21 protein-coding genes are annotated in these 21,381 nt (G+C 63.9%); 9 read left to right on the top strand and 12 right to left on the bottom strand.

The window, feature by feature from the left end; translation table 11 throughout:
• Positions 1-2 precede the first annotated feature (2 nt).
• From KUF59_RS27225 to KUF59_RS27205, 5 genes are all read right to left on the bottom strand, one after another.
• On the bottom strand, positions 3-515 hold the full coding sequence (locus KUF59_RS27225) for a TIGR02281 family clan AA aspartic protease (RefSeq protein ID WP_212459174.1): 513 nt from the start codon (positions 513-515) through the stop codon (positions 3-5).
• A 25-nt stretch (positions 516-540) separates the two neighbouring features.
• Positions 541-738: a DUF1289 domain-containing protein gene (locus tag KUF59_RS27220; protein ID WP_212459173.1), complete on the bottom strand. Its 198-nt coding sequence runs from the start codon at positions 736-738 to the stop codon at positions 541-543.
• A 43-nt stretch (positions 739-781) separates the two neighbouring features.
• Entirely contained in the window at positions 782-2,377 is a 1,596-nt protein-coding gene (locus KUF59_RS27215; protein WP_212459172.1) for a sensor histidine kinase, read from the bottom strand.
• Between the two features lie 139 nt (positions 2,378-2,516).
• Positions 2,517-3,794: a sodium:proton antiporter NhaD gene (gene nhaD, locus KUF59_RS27210; protein ID WP_212459171.1), complete on the bottom strand. Its 1,278-nt coding sequence runs from the start codon at positions 3,792-3,794 to the stop codon at positions 2,517-2,519.
• A gap of 22 nt (positions 3,795-3,816) precedes the next feature.
• Positions 3,817-4,689 (bottom strand): NAD(P)-dependent oxidoreductase, encoded by an 873-nt coding sequence (locus KUF59_RS27205; protein WP_212459170.1) that lies wholly within the window; start codon positions 4,687-4,689, stop codon positions 3,817-3,819.
• A gap of 220 nt (positions 4,690-4,909) precedes the next feature.
• On the opposite strand from KUF59_RS27205, the gene KUF59_RS27200 reads away from it, so the two are divergent.
• From KUF59_RS27200 to KUF59_RS27175, 6 genes are all read left to right on the top strand, one after another.
• Positions 4,910-5,344, top strand: a complete 435-nt coding sequence (locus KUF59_RS27200) for a VOC family protein (protein WP_212459169.1) — start codon at positions 4,910-4,912, stop codon at positions 5,342-5,344.
• A gap of 56 nt (positions 5,345-5,400) precedes the next feature.
• Positions 5,401-6,534 carry an Mrp/NBP35 family ATP-binding protein gene (locus KUF59_RS27195; RefSeq protein WP_258767237.1) on the top strand — a complete coding sequence of 378 codons (1,134 nt, stop codon included), beginning with the start codon at positions 5,401-5,403 and terminating at the stop codon, positions 6,532-6,534.
• Positions 6,535-6,726: 192 nt separating this feature from the next.
• On the top strand, positions 6,727-7,818 hold the full coding sequence (locus tag KUF59_RS27190; RefSeq protein WP_212459167.1) for a TRAP transporter substrate-binding protein: 1,092 nt from the start codon (positions 6,727-6,729) through the stop codon (positions 7,816-7,818).
• 160 nt (positions 7,819-7,978) lie between these two features.
• Positions 7,979-9,067 carry a TRAP transporter substrate-binding protein gene (locus tag KUF59_RS27185; RefSeq protein WP_212459166.1) on the top strand — a complete coding sequence of 363 codons (1,089 nt, stop codon included), beginning with the start codon at positions 7,979-7,981 and terminating at the stop codon, positions 9,065-9,067.
• Positions 9,068-9,188: 121 nt separating this feature from the next.
• Positions 9,189-9,863, top strand: coding sequence for a response regulator transcription factor (locus KUF59_RS27180; RefSeq protein ID WP_212459165.1), 675 nt, complete (start codon positions 9,189-9,191; stop codon positions 9,861-9,863).
• A 1-nt stretch (position 9,864) separates the two neighbouring features.
• Positions 9,865-11,223, top strand: coding sequence for a sensor histidine kinase (locus KUF59_RS27175; RefSeq protein WP_212459164.1), 1,359 nt, complete (start codon positions 9,865-9,867; stop codon positions 11,221-11,223).
• Positions 11,224-11,251: 28 nt separating this feature from the next.
• On the opposite strand, the gene KUF59_RS27170 is transcribed toward KUF59_RS27175, so the two are convergent.
• The 6 genes from KUF59_RS27170 to gph form a co-directional block, all read right to left on the bottom strand.
• Positions 11,252-12,541: a M20/M25/M40 family metallo-hydrolase gene (locus KUF59_RS27170; RefSeq protein WP_212459163.1), complete on the bottom strand. Its 1,290-nt coding sequence runs from the start codon at positions 12,539-12,541 to the stop codon at positions 11,252-11,254.
• A gap of 121 nt (positions 12,542-12,662) precedes the next feature.
• Positions 12,663-14,267: a TRAP transporter large permease gene (locus KUF59_RS27165; protein WP_212459162.1), complete on the bottom strand. Its 1,605-nt coding sequence runs from the start codon at positions 14,265-14,267 to the stop codon at positions 12,663-12,665.
• Complete coding sequence (locus KUF59_RS27160) at positions 14,264-14,803, bottom strand: TRAP transporter small permease subunit (protein WP_212459161.1); 540 nt, start codon at positions 14,801-14,803, stop codon at positions 14,264-14,266. The genes KUF59_RS27165 and KUF59_RS27160 overlap by 4 nt, the downstream gene beginning before the upstream one ends.
• 295 nt (positions 14,804-15,098) lie before the next feature.
• Positions 15,099-16,133, bottom strand: a complete 1,035-nt coding sequence (moaA, locus tag KUF59_RS27155; protein ID WP_212459160.1) for a GTP 3',8-cyclase MoaA — start codon at positions 16,131-16,133, stop codon at positions 15,099-15,101.
• Positions 16,134-16,230: 97 nt separating this feature from the next.
• Positions 16,231-16,707 (bottom strand): hypothetical protein, encoded by a 477-nt coding sequence (locus KUF59_RS27150; protein WP_212459304.1) that lies wholly within the window; start codon positions 16,705-16,707, stop codon positions 16,231-16,233.
• 146 nt (positions 16,708-16,853) lie between these two features.
• On the bottom strand, positions 16,854-17,558 hold the full coding sequence (gph, locus tag KUF59_RS27145) for a phosphoglycolate phosphatase (protein WP_212459303.1): 705 nt from the start codon (positions 17,556-17,558) through the stop codon (positions 16,854-16,856).
• 147 nt (positions 17,559-17,705) lie between these two features.
• Between gph and rpiA the strand changes: the two genes are divergently transcribed.
• From rpiA to gor, 3 genes are read left to right on the top strand one after another with little or no spacing between them, the layout of a single operon-like run.
• Entirely contained in the window at positions 17,706-18,404 is a 699-nt protein-coding gene (rpiA, locus tag KUF59_RS27140) for a ribose-5-phosphate isomerase RpiA (protein ID WP_212459159.1), read from the top strand.
• A gap of 21 nt (positions 18,405-18,425) precedes the next feature.
• Positions 18,426-18,944 (top strand): DUF2059 domain-containing protein, encoded by a 519-nt coding sequence (locus KUF59_RS27135; RefSeq protein ID WP_212459158.1) that lies wholly within the window; start codon positions 18,426-18,428, stop codon positions 18,942-18,944.
• A 60-nt stretch (positions 18,945-19,004) separates the two neighbouring features.
• Positions 19,005-20,393, top strand: a complete 1,389-nt coding sequence (gor, locus tag KUF59_RS27130; protein ID WP_212459157.1) for a glutathione-disulfide reductase — start codon at positions 19,005-19,007, stop codon at positions 20,391-20,393.
• Positions 20,394-20,406: 13 nt separating this feature from the next.
• On the opposite strand, the gene KUF59_RS27125 is transcribed toward gor, so the two are convergent.
• Entirely contained in the window at positions 20,407-21,303 is an 897-nt protein-coding gene (locus KUF59_RS27125) for a crotonase/enoyl-CoA hydratase family protein (protein ID WP_212459156.1), read from the bottom strand.
• Positions 21,304-21,381: the final 78 nt, after the last annotated feature.

Below are 21,381 nucleotides of genomic sequence, written 5' to 3'. Positions count from 1 at the left end.
GTTTACTGATAACCGTGCAGCTTCAGCCGGTCGGCGCGCACTTCAAGGCGCTCCAGCCGGTCGAGAAAACTCATGCCGAGCAGATTGGTCTTCATCGTGCCGTGCGGCACCACCAATGCGGGCACCGAGCGCTCGACCAGCTTGCCGATCGCGAGGCGATCGAGTGTGAGCCGCGCCGCCTTGGTGTGGCCGCCCGCGGTCTCGACGTCGACGTTGTAGTCCAATAGTTCCAGCGGCAGGCCGGCGGCTTTCGCGGTCTCGTAGGTGAGCACCACGGAGGTCGCACCGGTGTCGACCACCATCGGAGCATTGACGCCGTTGATCCGCGCCAGCAACGCGAACTCGCCGCCGCGGCCGCGCTGGATTTCGACGGCCTGGGTCTTGACGGTGGTGCGCTTGCGCAGGAAATCGGACACAGTGTCGCTGGCGCGCGCGACCTGCTCCGGATCGTTGTAGGCGACGACCGCGCCCACGGTTGCCATCAGAAGCAGGATCACCAGGATGAGGCGGCTCATCGGGCGCCTCCAAAGGTCTGCACCGTCAGGCCTTGGAACCCGCCAGCGGCTGAAGCCCGGCCTCCGCCATGCGCGCGGGCAACAGCGTCATGACCGTGAGCCGTTCGCTGCGCTCCATCGCATGCCAACGCGCGATCTCGGGCAGCGTGCGGCCGCAGCCGAAGCACAGCTTGGTCTTGGGATCGATCATACAGACGGCGATGCACGGCGTGTCTTTGCTCATTTAGACATAGTGACGGATGATCGGGCAGGTCTGCAAGCATCTCTTATGAACCCGTGCCCGCGCTCATTATCGGCTTGTTGCGCGGCCGGCGTTTCTCGTCGGTAACAGCCATGTTGTCCGGCTGAAGGGGCGGAGCTTCTTCCGCCATGGGCGCGAGCGCCGACATCACGCGCTCCGGCGGGAAGGTGACGATCACCTCGGTGCCGATGCGCAGTTTGGATTTCAGCGTGAAGGTGCCTCCGTGCAGGTCGATCAGGTTCTTGGCGATGGGCAGGCCGAGGCCCGCGCCTTGTTCGGCCGACTTGATCGAATTGGAGCCCTGGCCGAACGAGGCCAGCACGATCGGGATTTCTTCCTCGGGGATTCCCGAGCCGGAATCCTTGACGCTGAGATATTGCCCGCCGGACGCGGTCCAGCCGACCTTCAACCAGATCTCGCCGCCTTGCGGGGTGAATTTGATGGAGTTGGACAGCAGATTGAGCACGACCTGCCGGATCGCGCGCTCGTCGGCCCATAGCCGCGGCATGTCCTGTTCGAATACCTCGTGGATGGTGATGCCGCGGTTCGAGGCGCGCAACTTCATCAGATGATGGCAGTCGGCGACCACGCCGACCAGCGAGACCGCTTCTTCGTTGAGCTCGTAACGGCCGGCTTCGATCCGCGACAGATCGAGGATCTCGTTGATGAGGTTGAGCAGGTGCACGCCGGAATTATGGATGTCGGCGGAATATTCCTTGTAGACCGGCACCGCATGCGCGCCAAAGATCTCGCTCTTCATCACCTCCGAGAAGCCGAGGATGGCGTTGAGCGGCGTGCGCAGCTCATGGCTCATCTGCGCCAGGAACCGCGACTTCGCGACGTTGGCGGATTCGGCGCGGTGGCGCGCCTCGTCGGAGATCGCCTTGGCCTGTTCCAGCTCGCCGATCAGCGCGTCCTTCTCCGCGCGCGCTTCCAGCGTCGCGAAGGTCGAGGAGTGCAGCTGACGCGCCAGCAACACGAAGTAGAACTCGGCTGCGAGCGCCAGCGCGGCGAGGATGTAATTGTCGATCGACCCCGTCACGATGAAGCTCAGCGCCATCGCGACCGCGACCGGGGCGGTGGCTGCAAGTGCTGCGATCGGCAGGCTGGCCGCCAGCATGCTCGACACTGCGATCACCAGCAGCATCAGGAACATCATCAGCGTTTCCGTGACCATGTCGAGCACGGGGTGGATCAGGATCGCCATCCAGCACAGGCCGTAGAGCAGGTCGAGCACGACGAAGCGCGTGCGCCATTTGCGCGTCGCGGCCGGTGAGGCCGGCTCGGCCAGAAAGCGATTGCAACTCTTGATCATCGCAGCATGGATGCAGAGCATGCCGCAGGTCCAGAGCGCCGCCGGGATCGGCTGCATCCAGAACCCGAACAACAGGCCGGTTGCGACCACCAGCAGCATCACGACGTAGGAAGCCGACAGCCGCGTCTGGGCATACTGCCGGAGCATTTCGTTGTCGAAGGCGGGCCGCGTTCCGCTCGTGGACGTTAACTTGTCGCGGGCCTCGCGCACCCGCTTCGCCGCAGCCTTTCGGCTGCTCGCCGACGGCGGGGGCAACGGCTCGGCCGGAACCTGCACAACCTCGGGCTTTTCAGCGGGGTTACTCATGAAACAACACAATTCCTGCCCGCGCGAGACGGGCCTTTTGCATTGTCTATCTCTGGCAACAAATCCTTAAGAGCTGACTTAAGGAGCTAAAGAATTACGTTAACGGGGAGTTAATTTGAGCAGGCCGCCATGGCTCGGCTCAAGGCATCAGCGCGTATTGCGCGACGTAGACGCCCGCTCCGGCCAGATAGCCAAGCAGCGCTAGCCCACCGATGCGGCGGGCGTACCAGAGGAACTCGATCTTCTCGAGCCCCATCGCGGCGACGCCCGCCGCCGAGCCGATGATCAGGATCGATCCGCCGGTGCCGGCGCAGTAGGCAATGAACTCCCAGATGAAGCTGTCGGGCGGATAATGCGCGAGGTCGTACATGCCCATCGTCGCGGCGACCAGCGGCACGTTGTCGATCACGGCGCTGAGCAGCCCCAGCAGGATCACGATGACGTCCTGCCGGCCCACGGTCGCCTCGAGCCATCGGGCGAGCATCGTCAGGAGGCCGGCATGGTCGAGGCAGGCGACCGCGAGCAGGATGCCGACGAAGAACACGATCGCGCTCATGTCGATCCGGGTCAGCGCATGCGCCAGCGTAAGAGGGCGGCGGACATGCTCGTCCTTGTTGCGATGAACGAGCTCGCCGACCAGCCAGACGATGCCGAGCCCGAGCAGCACGCCCATGAAGGGCGGCAGATGCGTGATCGTCTTGAAGGCGGGCACGGCGATCAGCGTGCCGAGCCCGAGGTAGAACATCAGGTTGCGTTCAAGCAGCTCGACGCCGTGCAGCCTGTCTTCCTTCGGGGCAGGCGCGATGGTCTTGCCCTGGAGGGAGAAGCTGATGAACGCCAGCGGCACCAGCAGGTTGACCAGCGAGGGGAGGAACACGGCGCCCATGATGTTCAGCGGCGTGATCTGTCCGCCGATCCACAGCATCGTCGTGGTGACATCGCCGATCACGGTCCAGGCGCCGCCCGCATTCGCAGCAATGACGATCACGGACGCGAACAGCAGGCGGTCGTCTCGCCTTGCGAGCAACCGCTGGATCAACGAGACCATCACGATGGTCGTCGTGAGATTGTCCAGGACGGCGCTCAGGAAGAACGCGACGAAGCCGACCAGCCACATCAGCCGGACTTGGCTCGTCGTGTTCATGCGGGAGGTGATGACCTCGAATCCGTCATGCGCGTCGACCACTTCGACGATCGTCATCGCGCCGATCAGGAAGAATACGATCTGCGCGGTGGAGGCGACGGATTCATCGATCTGGCGGCCGACCATGGCGTGGTCGCCGATCATGATCGCATAGACGGCCCACAGCAGCCCCGCGCCGATCAGCGCGGTGGCGCTCTTGTTGACACCGAGCGGATGTTCGAGCGCGATCGCCGCATAGGCCAGAACGAAGATGGCGGCGATCGCGATGAGCAAGATGCGGCCGGAGCTTTCGGGGTCAGCGCGACAAGCGCGCGAGCAGGCTCGACGTATCCCAGCGCTTGCCGCCCATCTTCTCGACCTCGGCATAGAACTGGTCGACCAGCGCGGTCACCGGCAGATTGGCGCCGTTGCGGCGGGCTTCGGCCAGCGAGATCGAGAGGTCCTTGCGCATCCATTCGACGGCAAAGCCGAAATCGTACTTGTTCTCGTTCATGGTCTTGTAGCGGTTCTCCATCTGCCAGGACTGCGCGGCGCCCTTCGAGATGGTTTCGATAACGGCCGCGACGTCGAGGCCCGACTTCTTGGCGAAGTGGATGCCTTCGGAGAGCCCCTGCACGAGACCGGCAATGCAGATCTGGTTGACCATCTTGGTCAGCTGGCCGGAGCCGGCGGGCCCGAGCAGTTTACACATCCGCGCATAGGCGCCTGTGATGATCGGCTCGGCGCCGGCATAGGCGTCCGCCGCGCCGCCGCACATCACCGTGAGCACGCCGTTCTCCGCGCCGGCCTGGCCACCGGAGACCGGGGCATCGACGAATTTGAAGCCGGCCTTGGTGGCGGCGGCATCGAGCTCGCGCGCGACTTCAGCCGAAGCTGTGGTGTGGTCGACGAAGGTCGCGCCCTTCTTCATGCCGGCAAAGGCGCCGTCCGCGCCGATCGTCACCGCGCGCAGATCGTTGTCGTTGCCGACGCAGCACATCACAAAATCCTGGCCTTCGGCGGCGGCCTTCGGCGTGGCCGCGGTCTTGCCGCCGAACTTGTCGGCCCATTCCTTCGCCTTGGCCGCGGTGCGGTTGTAGACGGTGACCTCATGGCCGCCCTTTTTCACGAGGTGACCCGCCATCGGGAAGCCCATCACGCCGAGACCGAGGAAAGCGACTTTAGCCATGTTTGTAACCTTGTTTTGACCCTGGGATTTTGCGGTTTTGCCGGGCCTGGAGCCAGCCGGGCCAGTTCTTTCAGAGGGGTTCTTCTTTCAGAGGGGTTCCGCCGCGCCGGGCGGAACGGGCGCACCATAAACCCTAGAGCGAGGAGGGCAACGGCTTCGTTTGGTGACCTCCTGTGTTAGGATGCAAGGACAAGGATTTCAAAAAAAGGGAGTGAACGACATGGGTGTGAGCGTGGGCATCCTCGATCATTTCAACATCAGGACCCGGAAACTCGCCGAGACCGTCCGCTTCTACGAGGACGTGCTGGGGCTCGAGAAGGGCGCGCGGCCAAATTTCGCCTTTCCGGGCGCCTGGATGTACAGCGAGGGCAAAGCGGTGGTGCACCTGGTCGATATTTCCGTGACCGATGAGGCCCAAAAGCCCGATTCCGGCGTTGTCCATCACGTCGCCTTCGTGAGCCAGGGGTTTGACGGCATGAAGCGGCGGCTGAGCTCCAAGGGCATGGCTTTCGACTCCCGGCAGGTGCCCGGCGGTGACCTCTGGCAGATCTTCGTGCACGACCCCAACGGGGTGATGATCGAGCTGAACTACGAGGCGGCCAAGGAGCAGGGAGCTGCGCCTACGGAGAATGCCGGGGATATCGGGAGGCAGTAGCCTTTTCGGCGTTTCCGTCCTAATGGGGCGCATCAAGACTGTCAGGAGATGCGCCCTTGAGCGTGACGCAGCAGCAGGTTCTCGACGTCCTCGGCCGGATCAAATCGCCGCGCGGGGTCGCGCTCACAAATGCCGATGTGCTGAGCGTGATCAGCGCCTCCGACGGCAAGGTCTTCTTCTCGATCAATGTCGACGCCGCCGAGGCACGGGCCTGGGAGTCCGTGCGCGCCGAGGCCGAAGCCGCCGTCCGCGCCATGCCCGGGGTAACCACCGCCATGGTGGCGCTCACCGCCGAGCGCAAGCCGGGGGCTGCACCACCACCGGCCGCAGGCCGCACACAGGGTGTCCAACCGGCCGCCGCCCATAAGCACCCTCATCCGCCGGGTGCAGCCTCGCCGATGTCGCGCCAGGCGGAGATCACCGGCGTTGCCGCCGTCATCGCGGTTGCCTCCGGCAAAGGCGGGGTCGGCAAGTCCACGACCGCGCTCAATCTGGCGTTGGGCCTGCGCGACCTCGGCCTGAAGGTCGGGTTGCTCGATGCCGACATTTACGGCCCCTCGGTCCCGCGCCTGACCGGCCTGCGCGACAAGCCGGAGCTGAACGCCGAGCGCAAGATGATTCCGCTCCGGCGTTTCGGTCTCGCCATCATGTCGATCGGCTTCCTCGTCGAGGAAGAGACCGCGATGATCTGGCGCGGCCCGATGGTGATGTCGGCGGTGACGCAGATGCTCCGCGACGTCGACTGGGGCAAGCTCGACGTGCTCGTCGTCGACATGCCGCCCGGCACGGGCGACGCCCAGCTCACGCTCGCCCAGAACGTCCCCCTCAAGGGCGCGGTGATCGTTTCCACCCCGCAGGACCTGTCCCTGATCGATGCGCGGCGGGGCCTTGCCATGTTCAAGAAGGTCAACGTGCCCGTGCTCGGCATCGTCGAGAACATGAGCTATTTCCAGTGCCCCCATTGCGGCACAAAGTCGGACATTTTCGGCCATGGCGGAGCGCGGCACGAGGCCGATAAGCTCGGCGTGCCCTTCCTGGGCGAAATCCCGCTGCACATGGCGATTCGCTCGACCTCGGACGCCGGGAATCCGGTGGTCGACAGCGAGCCCGATGGCCCCCATGCGGCCATCTACCGCGCCATTGCCGGAGGGGTCCGCGACCAGCTCAAAGGCGCGATCTCGGTGGCCTGAACCGGCCCGGCGGGGCATGCGACTTTCGTACGGTCCAGTCATGCCATTGTCGCGTTTCGTAACCGGGGGCATCCGTGTTAAACGCCCCCGGCAGTCAAGCGCCTTCGGTTCGATGCGGCTTTGCCAGCGCATCGCCGGAGCGGCAGCAAAAAGAGAAGTCGGGGAAACGCCCCAACAAGGAGAGACCTGAAGATGAAGCGTCGTGATTTCCTGAAAGTGTCGGCAGCAGGCGCGGCGGCGACCGCCGCGGTGGCCTCGCCGGCGATTGCCCAATCGATGCCCGAGGTGAAGTGGCGTCTGACTTCGAGCTTCCCGAAATCGCTCGATACCATCTATGGCGGCGCCGAGCAGGTGGCCAAATACGTCTCCGAAATGACCGACGGCAAATTCCAGATCCAGGTCTTCGCCGCCGGTGAAGTCGCTCCGGGCCTGCAGGCGCTCGACGCGACATCGAACGGCACGGTCGAGATGTGCCACACCGTCTCTTACTACTATGTCGGCAAGGACCCGACCTTCGCGATCTACTCCGCGGTGCCGTTCGGGCTCAATGCGCGCCAGCAGAACTCCTGGCTCTTCCAGGGCGGCGGCAACGAGCTCGCCAACGAGTTCTTCAAGAAGTCGAACGTGATCGGCTTCCCCTGCGGCAACACCGGCACCCAGATGGGCGGCTGGTTCCGCAAGGAGATCAAGACCGTTGCCGACCTCTCCGGCCTGAAATTCCGCATCGGCGGTATCGCCGGCCAGGTCCTCCAGAAAGTCGGTGTCGTGCCGCAGCAGCTCGCCGGCGGCGACATCTATCCCGCGTTGGAGAAGGGCACCATCGACGCCGCCGAGTGGGTCGGCCCGTATGACGACGAGAAGCTCGGTTTCGCGAAGGTCGCCAAGTACTACTATTATCCGGGCTTCTGGGAAGGCGGTCCGACCGTGCACGCCATGGTCAACCTGGACAAGTGGAACGCGCTGCCGAAGAACTATCAGGCGATCCTGGCCAACGCGACCGTCAACGCCAATACTTGGATGGCGGCGCGCTACGACATGCTCAACCCGACCGCGTTGAAGCGTCTGGTGGCCGGCGGTACCCAGCTTCGCCCCTTCACCAACGAAGTGCTCGAAGCCTGCCTCAAGGCGACCAACGAGCTGTGGGCGGAGATCTCGGCCAAGAATCCTGACTTCAAGAAGTCGATCGACGCCATGCAGGCCTACCGCTCCGACGAATATCTGTGGTGGCAGGTCGCCGAATATACCTACGACAGCTTCATGATCCGCTCGCGCACCCGCGGCTGATCAAAATCTAGGCTGTCTACCTAAGTCGTAAGACCGGAAAACCCGGCCTCGTCAGCGAGGCCGGGTTTTTGCGTATGGCAATCGGGAACCGGATGTTCCATTCTCCCGGTCGAAGCCTCACCAAGAAGGCGAACGCAGTCACAACCACAGGGTAGGAATCATGAAGAGAAGAGACTTCATCAAGGTCGCCGGGCTCGGGGCTGCCGGCGCGACGACGATCGCAGCTCCCGCCATCGCACAGTCGATGCCCGAGATCAAATGGCGCATGACGGTGAGCTGGCCGAAATCGCTAGACACACTGTATGGCGCGGCGGAACTGATGGCCAAGGCTGTCGGCGAGGCCACCGACAACAAATTCCAGATCCAGATCTTCGCCGCGGGCGAGATCGTCCCCGGTCTGCAGGTGCTCGATGCCGTCCAGAACGCCACCGTCGAGATGGGGCATACCGCGTCCTACTACTATTTCGGCAAGGACCCGACGTTTGCGTTCGGCACCGCCGTGCCGTTCGGACCGAACCAGCGCCTCAACCAGGCATGGTACATGCTCGGCGGCGGCAAGGAGGCCCTGAACGAGTTCTACAAGGGCTACAACGTCGTCTCGGTGCTGGCAGGAAATACCGGCTGCCAGATGGGCGGCTGGTTCCGCAAGGAGATCAACACCGTCGACGATCTCAAGGGTCTGAAGATGCGTATCGGCGGTTTCGCCGGCCGCGTCATGCAGAAGCTCGGCGTCGTGCCGCAGCAACTGGCCGGCGGCGACATCTATCCGGCACTCGAGAAGGGTACGATCGATGCCGCCGAATGGGTCGGCCCTTACGACGACGAGAAGCTCGGCTTCTACAAGGTCGCGCCGCACTACTACTATCCCGGCTGGTGGGAGGGCGGCCCGATGCTGCTGGCCTTCATCAATCTCGACAAGTGGAATGCGCTGCCAAAATACTATCAGAACGTGATCGAGCTCGCCGGCGCGCAGGCCAATAGCTGGATGATGGCGAAATATGATCAGGCCAATCCGCAAGCGATGCGCAAGCTGCTCGTCAGCGGCACTAAGCTCCATGCCTTCTCGGCGCCGATCATGCAGGCATCGCTCAAGGCAACGAGGGAACTGTACAGCGAGACGGCGGCGACCAATCCAGGCTTCAAGAAGGTGCTGGATTCCCTGAACGGCTTCACGGCCAACGGATACCAGTGGTTCCAGGTCGCCGAGCTTGGCTACGACAGCTTCATGGCGCGCAATCCGCAGACCTGACCGCCGCAAGCCACGAGACGGAAAGCCCCGGAGCGAAAACTCCGGGGCTTTTGCCTTGAACCCGTCCGATCCGCGGGTCACGATTTCCCGCTCTATCGGAATCATCCGGACTTGAAGTGACATGCGCCTTCTGATCGTTGAGGACAATATCGAGCTGTCGCAGCTCGTCGCGAACGGCCTGATGGCGGCGGGTTATGAGAGCGACGTTGTGAGCAGTGCGGCGGAGGCGCGCGATGCCGCGCGCAATGTCAGCTATGCTGCCATGGTCCTCGATCTCGGCCTGCCGGACGGCGACGGCCTGTCGGTGCTGCGCGAGCTGCGCCGGCACGCCGATCCGCTGCCGGTTCTGGTGCTCACGGCGCGCGGCGGCCTGCAGGACCGCGTCAACGGTCTGCGCAGCGGCGCCGACGACTATCTGGCAAAACCGTTCGCGCTGGAGGAATTGGTGGCGCGGCTGGAAGCCATCCTGCGCCGTCCCGGCCAGTTGCTCGGCCGCTCGCTGCGCCTGGCCAACCTCGTCTACGACACCGAGAGCCGGCAGATCTTCGTCGACGACGAACCGCGGATCATCTCGTCGCGCGAGACCTCCGTGCTGGAGATCTTGCTGCGCCGGCAGGGCAGGGTGGTGCCGAAGAAGAACGTCGAGGACCACATCTTCGGGCTGGAAGGCGAGGTCGCCTCCAACGCGGTCGAGGTCTACATCTCGCGCCTGCGCAAGCAGCTTGCGGAGTGTGGCGCAAAGGTCGTGATCCATACCATCCGCGGTGTCGGCTATCTCATGGCCGAGGAGAAATAGCGTGTCCAATCCGCGGTCGCCGACCTTCAAATCGCTGATCTCGCGGATCGTGTTCCTTCACATCGTCGCGGTGGCGGTCGTCGCGATCTTCCTGCCGCTCGTCCTGTTCTGGCTGCTCAACTCGGAGATCGCACAGCTGCACCGCGACGCCATGGGCGCGCAGGCAGAGGCCCTGGCCGAGCGGATCGCGGTTCAGGCGGACGGCACCATGACGCTGAACCTGCCGGAGAGCCTCAAGGACCTCTATTCGGAAGCTTATGGCCGCTACCAATACGACATTCGCGATGCCGATGGCCGCGTGCTGTTCTCCTCGCATCGCAAGTCCGGCACGCCGGTCACGCGGTCGGAAGCGATCTCCGGCGCCAGCGTCAGCCGCACGATCGACGGCAGGACGCTACGGATCCGCGTCGCCGAGGACCTCTCCCACCGCGACGTCATCATCGACGACATCGTCGCCAACTTCTTCCGCCGCGTCGGCTGGATTACGATTCCGATCCTGCTCGTCCTGCTCGCCACCGACATCATCATCTTCCGCCGCGCGATCGCCCCGCTCGTGAAAGCCTCGGAGGAGGCGAGCAATATCGGCCCGGCGCGTACCCACATCCGCCTGCCGACCGAGCAGATTCCGCGCGAGATCATGCCGTTGGTCACGGCCGTCAACCAGGCGCTCGACCGGCTCGAGGACGGCTTTCGCGTGCAGCGCCAGTTCACGGCCGACGCCGCCCATCAACTGCGCACGCCGCTGGCGATCCTTCGCTCCAGGGTCGAGACGCTAGGTGACGGCGCGGCGAGAACGGCGCTGCTCACCGACATCGAAGGCATGAGCCGGATCGTCGCTCAGCTCCTGGAGATCGCCGAGCTCGACATGCTGGTACTCGATCCCGGCGAGACCGCCGATTTGCGTGCGGTCTGCGCCGAGGTGATCGGATCGATCGCGCCGCTTGCGCTCGCCCAGCACAAGGACATCGCGCTCAGGGGCACGGACGCTGCCGTCAACATCCGCGGCAATTCCGAGATGCTGCAGCGGGCGATCTTCAATCTCGCGGAGAACGCCATCAAGTTCACGGCGCGTGGCACCGCCGTCGACGTCGAGGTGTGCGACGACGGTTCGGTGCGCGTGCGCGACTGCGGTCCCGGCATTGCGGAAGCCGAGCACGAATTGATCTTCCAGCGCTTCTGGCGTGCCGACCGTCAGCGGTCGGACGGCGCCGGGCTCGGGCTCTCGATCGTGCGCGGCGTTGCCGATGACCACGCTGCGACGGTGGCGGTCGAGAATCTCCCGGACGGCGGCGCCCAGTTCACGCTGCGGTTCAGGTTGGCGGAAGGAGCGGTCGGTTCACCTTCCCCTGGTCAAAGCTGATCGCCGAGCAAAGGCAGCGAGGGTCCGGCTATTTCAGCTTGCCGGTGGACAAGTCCATGATCATGCGTGTGGCTAGATAAAGACGCGGCACGATGCTGTTGAGCTGCACATATTCAGCATCGTTGGAGTGCGCGCCGAAGCCGGAGAGGCCCATGCCTTCCACCACGGCTCCCTTCGTCTTGAGTGCGGCAAACGCGGCGTCGGTGCCGCCGCCGGTCGCCTTCTCGTCGACCTTGAGGGACATTCCGAGCTCCTGATAGATCGACTTGCCGTAGGCGGCCACGCGGTGTGAGGTCTCGTTGGCTTCGAGCGGTGGTCGCCGCACCTCGAATTTCAGAGCGACCTTGGAGTCGGGCAGTAGGCGATTTTTGATCTTGTCCTGCAGCGTCTTCTCCAGCTCGTCGAAGTCAGACACTTTGAGGGCGCGCGCGTCGGCCTGCGCGGTGGCGTCGGCGGGGATCACATTGCGGTTGGTGCCGGACTTGGAGACCGTCCAGTTCAGCTTCAGGCCCTGCTCGGGTTTGGACAGGTCCTTCATCTGCAGCACCTGGTGCGAGAGCTCGTAGAGCGCATTGATACCGCCCTCGGGCCTTGCGCCTGCATGTGACGACTTGCCCTGCACTGTGAGATAGGCCGAGCCGATGCCGCTGGTGGCGAGGCGCAGCGTGCCGTCGGTGCCGCCGCCTTCAAACGAGAACACCACGTCCTGATCCGAGGCGAGGCGGGTGATGGTGTTGCGCCAGCCGGGCGAGCTGATTTCCTCGTCGCCATTGGTGAGCACCGTGAGTGTGCCGTAATCCCTGAAGTTCAGCTTCTGCAGCAACGCCACGGTATGGAGAATGAGCGCGACGCCCTGCTTGTCGTCGGCAATGCCAAGGCCATAGGCCTTGTCGCCGTCGATGCGAAACGGTTGGTCCTTCAGCATGCCCTTCAGGTACACCGTGTCCATGTGGGCGATCAGCATGATCTTCTTGTTGCCGGTGCCCTTGAAGACGGCGTGGACGGCCGGGCCGATCTTCTCGGGCGTGTCGTCGAGGCGATAGATGTCGGTGGGTTGCAGGATCTCTACGGCGCCGCCGAGTTGCTTGAGCTGGCCGGCGACGCGCTCGGCGATCTGGTTCAGGCCTTCGATGTCCTGGCTGCCGGATTCGATGCTGACGAGATCGCGCAGCGTGTCGAGCAGTGGCTGCTGCTCCTTCTGCGCCAGCGCATGGACATCGGCCACCGGCTCGGCATGCGCCACGGTTGCCGCACATGTCAGCCAGAGCGATGCGATCAACGGGCGAAGAAACGATGGAGCAGGGTGCGATCGGGGCATGCGCAGCGGTCCACAGGTTGGAGGATGCTCCGGTATGCCTGTGTTTCCGGCGCTTGTCACCCGCGTCCGCGCACGCGGCGTGTTCCGCCTAGGCGGAACATGACGGGGAGGGGCGTGGTCGCTACTTCTGCGGTGGTCCGAGATCCAGCGGCGGCAGCTCGATCTGCGGAACCTCGATCTTGACCTTGTCGAGATCGACGTTGATCGGCTTGTCGAGCAGGCCCGTGACCACCGACGGGAAGGCGATCACCAAGGCCACCATGATGAGCTGCAACCCGATCCAGGGGATGGCCCCCCAATAAATATCGGAGCTCTTCACCGAGCGCGGAGCCACGCCGCGGAGATAGAACAACGCGAAGCCGAACGGCGGATGCAGGAACGATGTCTGCATGTTGACGCAGAGCATGACGCCGAACCAGATCAGCGCGGCATCGGGACCGACAACTGGCGCCAGCACCTTCTGTGCGATCGGCGCAATCATCGGCAGGATGATGAAGGCGATCTCGAAGAAGTCGAGGAAGAACGCAACGAAGAAGATGAAGACGTTGATGAAGATCAGGAAGCCCCAGACGCCACCGGGCAGCGAAGTGAGCAGGTGCTCAAGCCAGACGCCGCCATTGCAGCCGAGGAACACGATCGAGAAGCAGGTCGATCCGATCAGGATGAAGATCACCATGCAGGTGATGCGCATGGTCGACTCATAGCCCTGCTTGATCAGGTCGCGCAGGTCCGGAATGCGCACCGCCTGGAGGCAGACCCAGACCACTGCGAGATAGGCGATCGCAAAGGCAATCTTGAAGACGATATTCTCGCTGTAGAGGATGGCGACGATGATGCCGACGCCGGTGGCAACGATGCCGGCGATCAAGATTTTCTGGCTGGTCGAGCTGAAGTCCTTGTGGTGGATAGCCGCGAGCACGATAGCGCCGACCGCGCCCATCGCGCCGGCTTCGGTCGGAGTGGCAAGGCCGAGCATCATGGTGCCGAGCACCACGAAGATCAGAACCGCGGACGGAATAATGCCCAGCAAGCACTTTTTCCAGAGCGCCCAGCCGGTCAGGGTGCGTGCCTCCTTCGGGACCGCCGGCACATGACTCGGTTTGAAGATGCCCAGGAGGAACGTATAGCCGGCAAATAGGATGATCTGGAGGACCGACGGCCCCCAGGCGCCGAGATACATATCGCCGACAGACTTGCCGAGCTGGTCGGCGAGCACGATCAGCACCAGCGAGGGCGGGACCAACTGCGTGATCGTCCCGGAGGCTGCGAGCACGCCGGTTATGTAGCGGATGTTGTAGCCGTAACGGATCATTACCGGCATCGAGATCAGCGCCATGGCGATGACCTGGGCCGCCACGGTGCCGGTGATGGCGCCGAGGATGAAGCCGACGATGATGACGGAGTAGCCGAGACCGCCGCGGATCGGACCGAACAACTGGCCCATGGAGTCCAGCATGTCCTCGGCAAGGCCGCATCGCTCGAGCACCGATCCCATGAAGGTGAAGAAGGGGATCGCAAGCAGCAGCTCGTTGGCGAGCACGCTGCCGAACATGCGGCCTGGAATGGCCTGGAGGAAGTTCAGATCGAAGAAGCCGAGGTGGATGGCCAGGAAGCCGAACGAGAGCCCGAGTGCCGCCAGCGTGAAGGCGACGGGATAGCCGATCAGCATGCTTACGACGAGACCGCCGAACATTAACGGCGGCATCATTTCCAGCGTAATGGTCATTGCGTCGGCCTCTCATACTTGGCGTCGATGGTCGTTTCGCCCCTGAGAGCAGCAACACGCTTGATGACTTCAGAGACCCCCTGCAGCGCCAGCATGACGAAGCCGGCGGGGATCACGAACTTGATGGGCCAACGGACCAGGCCGCCCGCATTTCCGGACATTTCGCTGACATGATAGGCCTGCATGAAGAACGGCCAGGACAGATAGGCGAGCAGGAGGCAGGAGGGAATCAGGAAGAAGAGGGTGCCGATCAGGTCGAGCCACAGTTGGCCGCGCTCGGACAGCATCAGATAGAGGATTTCGACGCGCACGTGCTCGTTGCGCTTGAAGGTGTACGACGCCCCGAACATCACGAGGACCGCGAACATGTACCATTGCAGCTCCAGCCAGCCATTGGATGAGTAGCTGAACGCGTAGCGGATCATCGCATTAGCCGCGCTGACCAGGCACGACAGGAGCACGAGCAGGTTACAGACGTACCCTATCTTCTCGTTGAGAACGTCGATGGCGTTACTCACCGCCAACAATGGACGCATCTTACTTGTCTCCGCCGCGGCCTGACTTCATGGGGCGCATTTGCGCGCATCGCTCGACCGCCGTGCGAGATGCACGCGGCATTGACGAACAGTCGTCCGGAGCGATTGCAGCGACAGTCCTCCCCTCGTGCCCAGCCGTCTTGTCCACGCCCATAAACGGGCGCGCCGGCTTATTGCTGCCGGGCATGCAAAGGCGCCTGCACCATTTCAGCGGGTTGCGGCGCCGTCAATCGGAAAATGGACAAATTGACGCGCGGTCAGCGGCTTAGGTTAGCGCGGACGGCGTGTGCGATTCTTAGCCGCCGGTGACGCTCATGTGCCGGCTGACGCTCGGGCGGTTGTGGCGGCGGTCGATGATGAAGTCGTGGCCCTTCGGCTTCAGGCCGATCGCGCGGTCGATCGCAGCCGAAAGTAGTGCATCCTCGCTCGATGCGCGCAGCGGTTTGCGCAAGTCGGAGGCATCCTCGTGCCCGAGGCAGGTGTGCAGCGTGCCGGTGCATGTAATGCGCACCCGATTGCAGGACTCGCAGAAATTATGGGTCATAGGCGTGATGAAGCCGAGCTTGCCGCCAGTCTCGCTGACGCTGACGTAACGTGCCGGGCCGCCGGTGCTCTCCTCTAAGTCTGTCAGCGTGAACTGCTGGGCGAGGCGTGCGCGGACCAGCGACAGCGGCAGATATTGGTCGATCCGGCCGGTGCCGATCTCGCCCATCGGCATCACCTCGATCAGCGTCAGGCCCATGCCCTTGCCGTGAGCCCATTGCATCAGCGCTGGAATCTCCTCCTCGTTGAGGTTCTTCAGCGCCACCGCGTTGATCTTCACGGCAAGACCGGCGGAACGGGCTGCTTCGATGCCCTCCAGCACCTTGTCGATCTCGCCCCAGCGGGTGATGGCGCGGAACTTCTGGGGATCGAGGGTATCGAGCGAGACGTTGATGCGGCGGACGCCGCATTCGGCGAGCTCCTTGGCATGTTTCGCAAGCTGCGTGCCGTTGGTCGTCAGCGTCAGTTCGCGCAGCGCGCCGCTTTCGAGGTGGCGCGACAGCGACCGCACCAGCGACATTACGTTGCGGCGGACCAGCGGCTCGCCGCCGGTCAATCGCAGCTTCTTCACGCCCTTGGCGATGAAGGCGGAGCAGAGCCGGTCGAGTTCTTCAAGCGTCAGCAGATCCGCCTTGGGCAGGAACGTCATGTCTTCGGACATGCAATAGAAGCAGCGCAGATCGCAGCGATCGGTGACGGACACTCGCAAATAGGTGATGGTCCGGCCGAACGGGTCGGTCATCGGTCCTGTCAGCGAGGAGAGGGGACTCACGGCTGGTCCGTTCATTCGACAACGCCTTGTCACGTGCCGCTTGTGCAGCTGGAATACTTTAAAGGCAATCTAAGCATCGCCGATTGCAAGGACAATCTTGCGCTGCACGCAGTTAGCGTTGAGGAGCAGCCGTGGGCGGCGGAGGTGCCGCGTTCGGATCGGGGAAAGGCGAGGCGGCTGGCGCGGCAGCCGTCGGCTTCGGCTTCTTCGGCTTCGGCCGGTGCGGTTTCTTGACCGGTTTCGGCGGGGCGGCGGGCGCCAGTTGCGCAAAAACCGGATTCGGGTCGGTGGTGACGGTCGCGGGCGTCGAGAAGTCGCCGGGATTTTTGATGACGTTCACAGGCACGCTGGCCGGCTGGTGCTTGTTCAAGGCGTAGCTCACCGTGAAAGGGGCATCCGGCGCGGGTATCGTCACCGAGCAAGGTGTTTTGCAGCCCGGGCCGAGCGAGGTGACGGCGTCGGCGCCTGGCGGGCTCGATTCGAGCTGGACCTGGACGGGTGGGGGAGTCGACTTGAACATGTCCCACGATACCGAGGAACAGCCGGCGAGGCTGACTGCTGCAATGGCGCTCGCGATCACACGACGCATGACCATCCACTCACCTGCGACGAACCGCCACAATCCCCGGGCCTGACCATAGGAGGCTCGGTTCAGCCGCGCAACGCGCCGTGCCCGTATGGTTAATCGATGGTTAACGTCGGGGGCGGCGATAATTTATATGTATTATCAGATATTTACTGAGGTGGCCTCGGCGGCATCAGGCTGCTTGCGGCCTCCGGCAGGTCGCGCATGTGATGGATCAGCCGGTCCGGCTTGAGTTCCGCGATCGGCACATCCGTGTAGCCGAAGCTCACGCCAATGACGGGAACCCCGGCCCGCCGGGCGACGCCGACGTCGGTTCCGGCGTCCCCGACCATGATGCTGGCCGCCACTTGGCCGCCGGCCCGGGCCACGGTCTCGCGGAAAATGGTCGGGTCGGGCTTCTGGACCCCAAATGTGTCGGCGCCGCAGATTGCGGCGAAACGCGGGGTCAGGCCCAACTGGTCGAGAAGCCGCTTCGACAGCCATTCCAGCTTGTTGGTGCAGACCGCGAGGCGGTGACCGCGGGCCGAGAGATCGTCGAGCGCCGCCTCCAGCCCCTCGAACGGGCGCGATTCCACGGCGATGTGGTCGGCATAATAGGCGATGAAATCCGCCGTCATGCGGTTCATATCCTCGACGGTCACCGTCCGGCCCTCGGCCTCGAGCCCACGTTCGATCAGCTTGCGCGCGCCCGCCCCGATCATGTTGCGGGCCGACTGCATCGGCACCGGCGGCAGTCCTTCGCGGTCGAGCACGTGATTGAGCGCGGCGATCAGGTCGGGCGCCGTATCGACGAGCGTGCCGTCGAGATCGAAGACGATGGTGTGGGGAAAGGTGGTGGTACGGGGGGAGGTCATGTGCATGCGCTACCGGTCCGGCGCCGCCGGCGCAAGCGGAGCCGCCATAAGATCCGCTTATAGCTCTGTTCCCGGGCGCAAAACGAGGCTAGACAGGCCGCCGAAAAGGACTTGTTTCGGCGGGATCCCAAAAAGGGCAAGCGTAACGTGAACATGGATCAACTGAAGCGGCAGGCGGCGGCACGTGCCCTGGAAGAGGTGCGCGACGGCATGCAACTCGGCCTCGGCACCGGTTCGACCGCAAAACATTTTGTCGAACTGCTCGGCGAGCGCGTGCGCGCGGGCCTCAAGGTCATCGGCGTGCCGACGTCGGAAGCAACCCGCATGGACGCGGAGCGCTGCGGCGTGCCGCTGACGACACTCGACGACATCGATCATCTCGACCTGACCGTCGACGGCGCCGACGAGATCGACCCCGCGTTCAACCTGATCAAGGGCGGCGGCGGGGCGCTCCTGCGGGAGAAGATCGTAGCAGCGGCCTCGGATCGCATGATCGTGATTGCCGACGACACCAAATGGGTCGCAACCCTCGGCCGCTTTCCCCTGCCGGTGGAAGTGATCCCGTTCGGGCTCGGCGCGACGCGGCGGGCGATCGAGAAGGCATTTGCAGATTGCGGCGTTTCCGGGCAAATGGCGGTCCGCAAGGCCAAGGACGGCCACGTTTTCGTCACCGATGGTGGCCACTGGATCCTGGATGCCCATCTTGGTCGGATTGAAGACCCCCCGCGGCTCGCCAAGGCATTGAGCGCGATCCCCGGCGTGGTGGAGCATGGACTGTTCATCGGCCTGGCCAGCTCGGTTGTTCTGGCGGGCGGGGGCGGAATACGCGTGATTGAACGGCGCTGAGCCGCCGAAAGGAGACTAGGAATGAAGAGCGTTTTGAAGATGCTGCCCGTGGCCGGAATTGCCCTGGGACTGGTTTTTGGCGCCGTCCCGGCAACGGCACAGCAGGCGGCGGCGCCCAAGGCCTCGCCCGCGGCGATCGCGGCCGCCAAGGAAATCCTGACCATGAAGAGCGCCGACAAGATGTATGCGAACGCCGTTCCGGGCACGGTAGAGCAGGTCAAGAACAGGCTGATCGCGCAGAACCTCAACTACCAGAAGGACCTCAACGAGCTGGCACCGGTGGTGGCGCAGCAACTCGCCGGCCGCGAGAAGGAGATCGGCGACGGCATGGCGCAGGCCTATGCCGGCCAGTTCACCGACCAGGAGCTCAAGGATCTCGTGGCGTTCTACAAGTCTCCGCTGGGGCAGAAGCTGATCGCCGCAGAGCCGCGCGCGATCGAACAGGGCATGGCCTTCACGAACTCATGGGCGCAGAACTTCTCCGAGATCGTCGCGAGCGCGTTCCGCGCCGAGATGAAGAAGCGCGGCAAGGAAATCTAACGAGAGTCTGATTGGACCGGCCAGCGACGGCCGGTCGAGCGAGAGAGGTCGAGGGATAGAATGGCTGAATTCGACGTCGACCTCTTCGTCATCGGCGGTGGCTCGGGCGGCGTCCGCGCCGCGCGCATCGCCGCCGGCTATGGCGCCCGTGTCATGCTCGCGGAAGAATATCGCATGGGCGGCACCTGCGTGATCCGCGGATGCGTGCCGAAAAAACTGTTCGTGATCGGCTCGCATGTCCGTCACGAGATCGAGGACGCCGCGGGCTTCGGCTGGACCATTCCGCCCGCCACCTTCGACTGGTCGACGCTGATCGCCAACAAAGACAAGGAGATCGCGCGGCTGGAGGCGGCCTATACGACCAACGTCGAAAAATCCGGCGCGCGCATCGTCAAGAGCCGCGCGGTGCTGGAGGATGCCCACACCGTCCGCCTCCTCGATAACGACAAGAAGATCACGGCCAAATACATCCTGATCGCCACGGGCGGCGCGCCGAACCACGGCGCCGCGATCCCGGGCATCGAGCACGTCATCTCCTCCAACGAAGCCTTTCATCTGAAGAAGCTGCCGAAGCGCATCGTGATCCAGGGCGGCGGCTACATCGCGCTGGAGTTCGCCGGCATCTTCGCAGGCTACGGCTCCGACGTGACCGTGATCTATCGCGGCGACAACATTTTGCGCGGTTTCGACGATGACGTCCGCGCCCATGTCCGCGGTGAGATGGAGAAGAACGGCATCACCATCCTCACGGGCTGCACGGTGAGCCATGTCGAGAAGCACGGCGAGGACTTCACCACGCATCTTTCGAATGGATCGAGCATTGCCTCCGACCAGGTGATGTTCGCGATCGGGCGCCACCCGGCGGTGGCCAATCTCGGCCTGGAGAAGGCCGGCGTCGCCATCAATCCGAAGAACGGCGGTGTCGCCGTCGACGGCTTCTCGAAGAGCTCGGTCGACAGCATCTATGCCATCGGCGACGTCACCCACCGTCACAATCTCACACCGGTCGCGATCCGTGAGGGCCATGCCTTCGCCGACACCGTGTTCGGCAAGCGCGAGGTGAGGGTGGACCATGCCGATATCCCGACCGCCGTGTTCTCGCAGCCCGAGATTGGCACCGTCGGCCTGACCGAGACCGAGGCGCGCGCGAAATACGATCGCGTCGACATCTACAAGGCGACGTTCCGCCCCATCAAGGCGACGATGTCCGGCCGCGACACGCGGGTGCTGATGAAGCTCGTCGTCGACGGCGCCTCTGACCGCGTGCTCGGCTGTCACATCGTCGGCGATGCCGCCGCCGAGATCGTCCAGGCGGTCGCGATCGCTGTGAAGATGAAGGCGACCAAGGCCGATTTCGACGCCACCGTCGCGCTGCATCCGACCGCAGCCGAAGAGCTCGTCACCATGCGCACCCCGACCGCGCGTCACGTGCGTCAGGCGGCGGAGTAGGACAGCGCAGCTCTTACGTTGCCCCGCCCAGCCTGCGGATTTCCTCGCGTGCCTCGTCGCCCTCGGGAATGGGCCGTCCGCTGTCACGCCATTCGACCGCGGCCTTGAAACCATTTGCCTGCGCATAGCGGCGGAACCACAATCCTTCCGGATTGTGGCGTGAGATGCCGTCAAACACGGTGGCCAGCATCTGCGTCTGCTCCAGCCCCATGTTGAGCATCACCTGGTTGACCACCATCTTGTGCATGGCGAGGTGGCTTCGCGGCACGCCGGCGATGCGTTGTGCGAGCTTCATGGCGGCAGCCTCGAGCTCGGCGAGAGGGACCGCCTGATTGGCGAGCCCCCATTCCGCGGCTGTGCGGCCGTCGATAACGTCGCCGGTGAACATCAACTGCTTGGCGCGGGTTGGTCCCAGCCGGAACGTCCACATTGCCGTTGTCGGACATCCCCACACCCGCGTCGGCATGTAGCCGATCTTGGCATCGTCGGCCATCACGATGAGGTCGCAGCACAGCGCGATGTCGCTGCCTCCGGCCACCGCGTGGCCGTGAATCTTGGCGATTGTCGGCTTGGAGCAACGCCACAGGCTCATGAAGTCCTCGGTGTTGCGCTTCATCGCCGCATAGTCGACGAGCGGGTCCCAGGGAAAGCGCTCCTGCTGGCATGGATGGTCGGTCATGCTTTCCGCTGAGGCGACGAGGTCGTAGCCGCCGCAAAATCCCTTGCCGGCGCCTTCGATGACGATCACGTGGATATCGTCATTGTCCTGGACCCATTCGATCGCGGCGCGGATTTCGCGCGGCGTCTGGTTGTTGATGGCGTTCAACCTTTCCGGCCGGTTGAGGAGCAGCCGCGCCACGCGCGGAGCTTTGGCATCGGGCGCGATCGTCAGGGTCGAAAAATCGGGCATGGCTCGGTCCTCGGTTCGTTACAGTCAGAGTTGACGGTAACATCCCGCCTGCTACAGTCAACGCTGACTGTTGGAGAG

The sequence above is a fragment of the Bradyrhizobium arachidis genome (assembly GCF_024758505.1).
In the GTDB taxonomy this organism is placed as follows: domain Bacteria; phylum Pseudomonadota; class Alphaproteobacteria; order Rhizobiales; family Xanthobacteraceae; genus Bradyrhizobium; species Bradyrhizobium manausense_C.
The sequence above is the reverse complement of the archived record's forward strand: the minus strand, read 5'-3'. Positions and strand labels throughout refer to the sequence as shown.

Coding starts and splice junctions, on each gene's coding strand:
- KUF59_RS27205 (WP_212459170.1), bottom strand. CDS start 4,689: ATGGCTAAAGTCGCTTTCCTCGGTCTCGGCGTGATGGGCTTCCCGATG.
- gph (WP_212459303.1), bottom strand. CDS start 17,558: ATGACCTCCCCCCGTACCACCACCTTTCCCCACACCATCGTCTTCGAT.
- KUF59_RS27185 (WP_212459166.1), top strand. CDS start 7,979: ATGAAGAGAAGAGACTTCATCAAGGTCGCCGGGCTCGGGGCTGCCGGC.
- KUF59_RS27200 (WP_212459169.1), top strand. CDS start 4,910: ATGGGTGTGAGCGTGGGCATCCTCGATCATTTCAACATCAGGACCCGG.
- KUF59_RS27215 (WP_212459172.1), bottom strand. CDS start 2,377: ATGAGTAACCCCGCTGAAAAGCCCGAGGTTGTGCAGGTTCCGGCCGAG.
- KUF59_RS27220 (WP_212459173.1), bottom strand. CDS start 738: ATGAGCAAAGACACGCCGTGCATCGCCGTCTGTATGATCGATCCCAAG.
- KUF59_RS27190 (WP_212459167.1), top strand. CDS start 6,727: ATGAAGCGTCGTGATTTCCTGAAAGTGTCGGCAGCAGGCGCGGCGGCG.
- KUF59_RS27160 (WP_212459161.1), bottom strand. CDS start 14,803: ATGCGTCCATTGTTGGCGGTGAGTAACGCCATCGACGTTCTCAACGAG.
- KUF59_RS27170 (WP_212459163.1), bottom strand. CDS start 12,541: ATGCCCCGATCGCACCCTGCTCCATCGTTTCTTCGCCCGTTGATCGCA.
- gor (WP_212459157.1), top strand. CDS start 19,005: ATGGCTGAATTCGACGTCGACCTCTTCGTCATCGGCGGTGGCTCGGGC.
- KUF59_RS27225 (WP_212459174.1), bottom strand. CDS start 515: ATGAGCCGCCTCATCCTGGTGATCCTGCTTCTGATGGCAACCGTGGGC.
- moaA (WP_212459160.1), bottom strand. CDS start 16,133: ATGAACGGACCAGCCGTGAGTCCCCTCTCCTCGCTGACAGGACCGATG.
- KUF59_RS27150 (WP_212459304.1), bottom strand. CDS start 16,707: ATGCGTCGTGTGATCGCGAGCGCCATTGCAGCAGTCAGCCTCGCCGGC.
- KUF59_RS27180 (WP_212459165.1), top strand. CDS start 9,189: ATGCGCCTTCTGATCGTTGAGGACAATATCGAGCTGTCGCAGCTCGTC.
- KUF59_RS27165 (WP_212459162.1), bottom strand. CDS start 14,267: ATGACCATTACGCTGGAAATGATGCCGCCGTTAATGTTCGGCGGTCTC.
- KUF59_RS27125 (WP_212459156.1), bottom strand. CDS start 21,303: ATGCCCGATTTTTCGACCCTGACGATCGCGCCCGATGCCAAAGCTCCG.
- KUF59_RS27135 (WP_212459158.1), top strand. CDS start 18,426: ATGAAGAGCGTTTTGAAGATGCTGCCCGTGGCCGGAATTGCCCTGGGA.